Source organism: Alkalibacterium sp. m-11 (genome assembly GCF_054658155.1).
The window spans coordinates 1-4,502 of record NZ_BAAGIR010000146.1 but is presented as its reverse complement, the minus strand read 5'-3'; the positions used below and the strand labels follow the sequence as shown (position 1 = coordinate 4,502).

General features: G+C 46.0%; 3 protein-coding genes. All 3 read left to right on the top strand.

Translation table 11 applies throughout. The features are described 5' to 3' along the window. The first annotated feature begins 210 nt into the window (after positions 1 to 210). The 3 genes from ACYQ2O_RS10670 to ACYQ2O_RS10660 all read left to right on the top strand — a co-directional run bounded on the left by ACYQ2O_RS10670 (position 211) and on the right by ACYQ2O_RS10660 (position 4,334). Positions 211 to 852 carry a bifunctional 2-keto-4-hydroxyglutarate aldolase/2-keto-3-deoxy-6-phosphogluconate aldolase gene (locus tag ACYQ2O_RS10670; protein WP_346024718.1) on the top strand — a complete coding sequence of 214 codons (642 nt, stop codon included), beginning with the start codon at positions 211 to 213 and terminating at the stop codon, positions 850 to 852. 12 nt (positions 853 to 864) lie between these two features. Further along, entirely contained in the window at positions 865 to 1,806 is a 942-nt protein-coding gene (locus tag ACYQ2O_RS10665) for a sugar kinase (protein ID WP_346024717.1), read from the top strand. Between the two features lie 242 nt (positions 1,807 to 2,048). Further along, positions 2,049 to 4,334, top strand: a complete 2,286-nt coding sequence (locus tag ACYQ2O_RS10660) for a glycoside hydrolase family 65 protein (RefSeq protein ID WP_346024716.1) — start codon at positions 2,049 to 2,051, stop codon at positions 4,332 to 4,334. Positions 4,335 to 4,502 lie beyond the last annotated feature (168 nt).

Below are 4,502 nucleotides of genomic sequence, written 5' to 3'. Positions count from 1 at the left end.
TTCTGATATAATTTGATTCATAAGAAGACCTCTTTCTCTAGCGTTGTCGTTATCTCTAGATTAAGGGTCTTCTTTCTTTTTGTCTAGGTCGAATTTCCCCTCTTCCGACATTAATTTTACACATAGTTGATATGTATATGGTAGAGTATTGAGCTTCACAAAAGAAAGCGTTATACTAATATATGAGTTTAGGCATTCAAGGAGGATATTATGACAAAAAAACAAGCGATTTTGACCCGTTTAAAAGACAATTATCTGTTTGCAGTGATTAGAGGGAAGTCTGCTGAAGAAGCGACGCGTATTTCCGAAGCTGTTTATGAAGGCGGAATCAAAAATATCGAAGTGACGTTTACGACCCCGCAAGCCGACGAATCGATCAGGGATCTTGCTGGAAAATTTGATGGGACGGATATGGTTGTAGGAGCAGGAACAGTCATGGATGCAATAACAGCACGTATTGCGATTATTGCGGGAGCTGAGTTCATCGTCAGCCCGAATATGGTGCCGGAAATTTCAACTGTCTGCAATACATATGGGATTCCCTATCTTCCTGGATGCGGCACAGTGACAGAGGTGGCGGACGCACTGGCGACAGGAGTCGAAGTGGTCAAAGTGTTCCCGGGTGGAATATTGGGACCTGCTTTCATCAAAAATGTACATGGCCCGATTCCGCATGTAGAAATGATGCCTTCTGGTGGTGTGAGTCTGGACAATATGGACCAGTGGATCGATAACGGGGCATGGGCTGTCGGTATCGGCAGTGCGTTGACTAAAGATTTGAAGACTCAAGGCTACTCAAGTGTCACAGAGCAGGCTCAAGCCTTTGTTCAGAAATACAACGAAGTGAAGTGAGGACGTGATCATATGCCGGATGTCATTTTAATTGGAGAACCGATGGGGTTGTTTACTGCTCAGGAATATGGGGAGCTGAAAGATGTCACTTTGTTCAAGCGATCTCTGGCAGGAGCGGAAATCAATGTCGGGATAGGACTGTCCCGCCTGGATTACAAAGTGGAATACGTCACGAAGCTGGGCAAGGACCCCATAGGCGATTATATTGAAGAAGCCATCGAAAAAGAAAAGATAGGGACAAGTTACATCTTTCATTCACCGAAGCACAACACCGGGCTGATGATGAAAAATAAAGTTCAGGACGGCGATCCGTCTACTGCCTACTATAGAAACAACAGCGCCTTCACTACACTGTCAGAGGCTGATGTAAATAGGATCGACTTTTCTGATGTGAAGCTGCTTCACATAACTGGCATTCCGCCAGCAGTGAGCGGGACGGTTAGAGAAGCAATCGTCTATCTGATGAAGAAGGCTAAATCGGCCGGAACATTCATATCATTCGACCCGAACCTGAGGCCTGCTCTCTGGTCTTCGGAAGATGAAATGGTGACTGTCTTAAATAATCTTGCTGGTCTCTCTGATCTGGTGCTTCCTGGTCTTTCTGAAGGCAAGACCCTGGTCGGGACAGATGACGTTGAAGCTATCGCGCGCTTCTATATTGATAAGGGTGCACAGATCGTCATTACAAAAAGCGGAGCAGACGGGGCGTTTGTTACAGAAAAAGGAAAAGACACGATCAATGTGCCTGGTTTTAAAGTGCAGAAAGTCGTAGACACTGTCGGCGCCGGAGACGGATTTGCTGTAGGTGTTCTGCATGGCTATTTAAACGGTCTGACCTGGCCGGAAGCTGCGTTACGTGCCAATGCAATCGGCTCTCTCCAAGTCCAGAATGAAGGGGACAACGAAGGGCTGCCTTCCCTTGAAGAACTGACGACCTATATTGAAAATTATTGATGACACTACCCTGAATAAGTCGACTGATGTCCGGCGTATTCAGGTTTTTTACTGCCGCAAAGTGGGAACGTATAAGGTTTATACGGTAATTGACAGGTTCTAGCTTTACTGCTCGCCTGCTCTTCTGGGACCTCAGCAATAGCTGAACGGTACGTGAAGTTTTTCTTATCAAAAAGGCTTCAGCTTGCTTTCTTTCCGGGTTATTGACAAAATAAACAGTAAAGAAAGGAAGGCGATCGCTTATGCATGACCTGATTAAAAACGGTACGTTGTGGACGCTTAAAGAAGTTGGTACAGATTCAGAACAGATAAGACAGAACGAAACGCTCTTCTCACTTTCAAACGGACACATTGGAACAAGAGGCAGTCTGGAGGAAAGGCATCGGACACAGGCATACAGTCACAGCGACAGCACGCTGATGAACGGGTTTTATGATACTGAGCCAATCACTTACGGCGAATGGGCCTACGGATATGCGACTCATCATCAGACGACGATTCCTGTTCCTGATGCTAAAAAATTGGATTTGTCGCTGGATGATGAGCTATTTGATCTAGAAACAGGAAAAGTTGATCATCATTCACGGACACTGGATCTTAAGAGCGGTCTGCTGACTCGGACCTTTTCATGGGAGAATTCTAAGCAGCAGTCAATAGATGTCACGATCGAACGCTTTGTTTCCTACGATTTTCCAGAAATTTTGGCGCAGCGCATTATTATTGAGTCAGAAAAAGATGACCTGCCAGTTCAGCTTCTCTTCGAACTGGATGAACTGGAAGATATGGGCAAGAAAGAGTCGGCGGAAGACGATCCGGATCCAAGAAAAAAGGAACAGGCGGAAAGAAGATTTGATTCCCGCCCACTATCGACTGACTCAGGCCGAATGATTCATATCAGCACCCATGCCTCTGATCTGCATGCGGTCATTTATGATCATGTCGTGTCTCGTTTTGAACAGGTCAGCCTTGAACGGATTGAAAACAAGGTCACCGCTAGCTTTCAGACTGACAGGTCAGCTCCAGTAATCATTGATCGCTTCACAGCTTACAGTCATAAGTACAGTAATGAAGAAGATACGGATTCTCAGGCTGAGAATCTGAAGGAAATCATGTCAGAGGTTGAAACACTTGGGTATGATGAAGTGAAAATGAGACATCTGTTATTTATGGACGAATTCTGGGATAAGAGTGACATTGAGCTGGAGGGCGACCAGGCACTCCAAATCGGACTGAGATTCAATCTGTTCCATCTGCATCAGGCAGCCGGTCGGGATGGGCATACAAACATGTCTGCCAAGGGACTTACCGGTGAAGGCTATGAAGGGCATTATTTCTGGGATACAGAAATGTACATGTTTCCTTTCTTCCTTTACACGCAGCCAAAGATTGCCAAGTCTCTGCTGATGTATCGACACAGTATTCTTCCTCAGGCGAGGGAGCGGGCACGGACTATGGCTATCGACAACGGAGCATTGTTTGCCTGGCGGACAATCAATGGGGAAGAAGCTAGTCCCTATTATCCAGCTGGAACGGCTCAGATTCACATCAATGCAGATATCGCCCATGCCGTCTATGATTACGGTAAAGTTTCGGAAGATGAGGCTTTCATGTTCAATGAAGGACTGGATATCCTCGTTGAAACAGCTCGCTTCTGGCTGGAATGGGGACATTTCGACGACGAACGGGACGGTGCCTTTGTCCTGAATGATGTAACAGGACCCGATGAGTACACGGCGATCGTCAACAATAATTTCTACACCAATCTGATGGCGAAAAAGAATTTGTCCTATGCCATTGAGTACGCACAGAAAGCGCAGGAGCAGGCGGCTGACAAACTGGAGGAGCTGCATGTGACTGAAGATGAATTGGAAGACTGGAAAAAAGCAGAGAGCAGACTGTTTCTTCCTTATGACGAGGAGAAAGAATTGACGATGCAGGACGACAGTTTCTTCCATAAAAAAGTCTGGGATTTTGAACACACACCAGAAGAAAACTATCCGCTCCTGCTTAATTACCATCCTCTGACGATATACAAGCACCAGGTCTGCAAGCAGGCAGACACGGTTCTGGCAGAGTTTCTGTTCTTCGATGATTTTGAAATGGAACAGCTGAAACGGGATTATGATTATTATGAAAAAGTGACCACACATGATTCCTCTCTTTCCCGGTCTGTTTTTGGCATGATGGCCAGTCAGATTGGCAAACACGAAAAGGCCTATGACTACTTTATGGATACAGTTCTGATGGATATCAGCGACCTTCAGTCGAATACGAAAGACGGGGTGCATGCTGCAAATATGGGCGGAACGTGGATGAGTATCGTTCAGGGCTTTGCAGGGATGCGATTCAATGACGGGACACTTTACTTGACGCCTCATTGTCCTAAGGAATGGGGCAGTTTAAGCTTCAAGGTACAAGTGAAAGACAGATTGATTCAAGTGATGCTGACACCGTCCTCCACGGAATATACATTGCTTGAAGGAGAGCCGATCATTATTGTTGAGAATGGAGAAAAAATTCAACTTTAATCATTTGAAAAAAAGAAGCAGAGGGTAGGCTCTCTGCTTCTTTTTTTCGTGCGCCCGGCATGGGCGACAACTTGGTGGTGAAAGTCCACTACAGACTTGGCAGTAGGAACTGTTAGCGAAAGTCAAGGGTGTCCGCCGTGAGGCGGAATCTGAAGGAAGACGGACGCA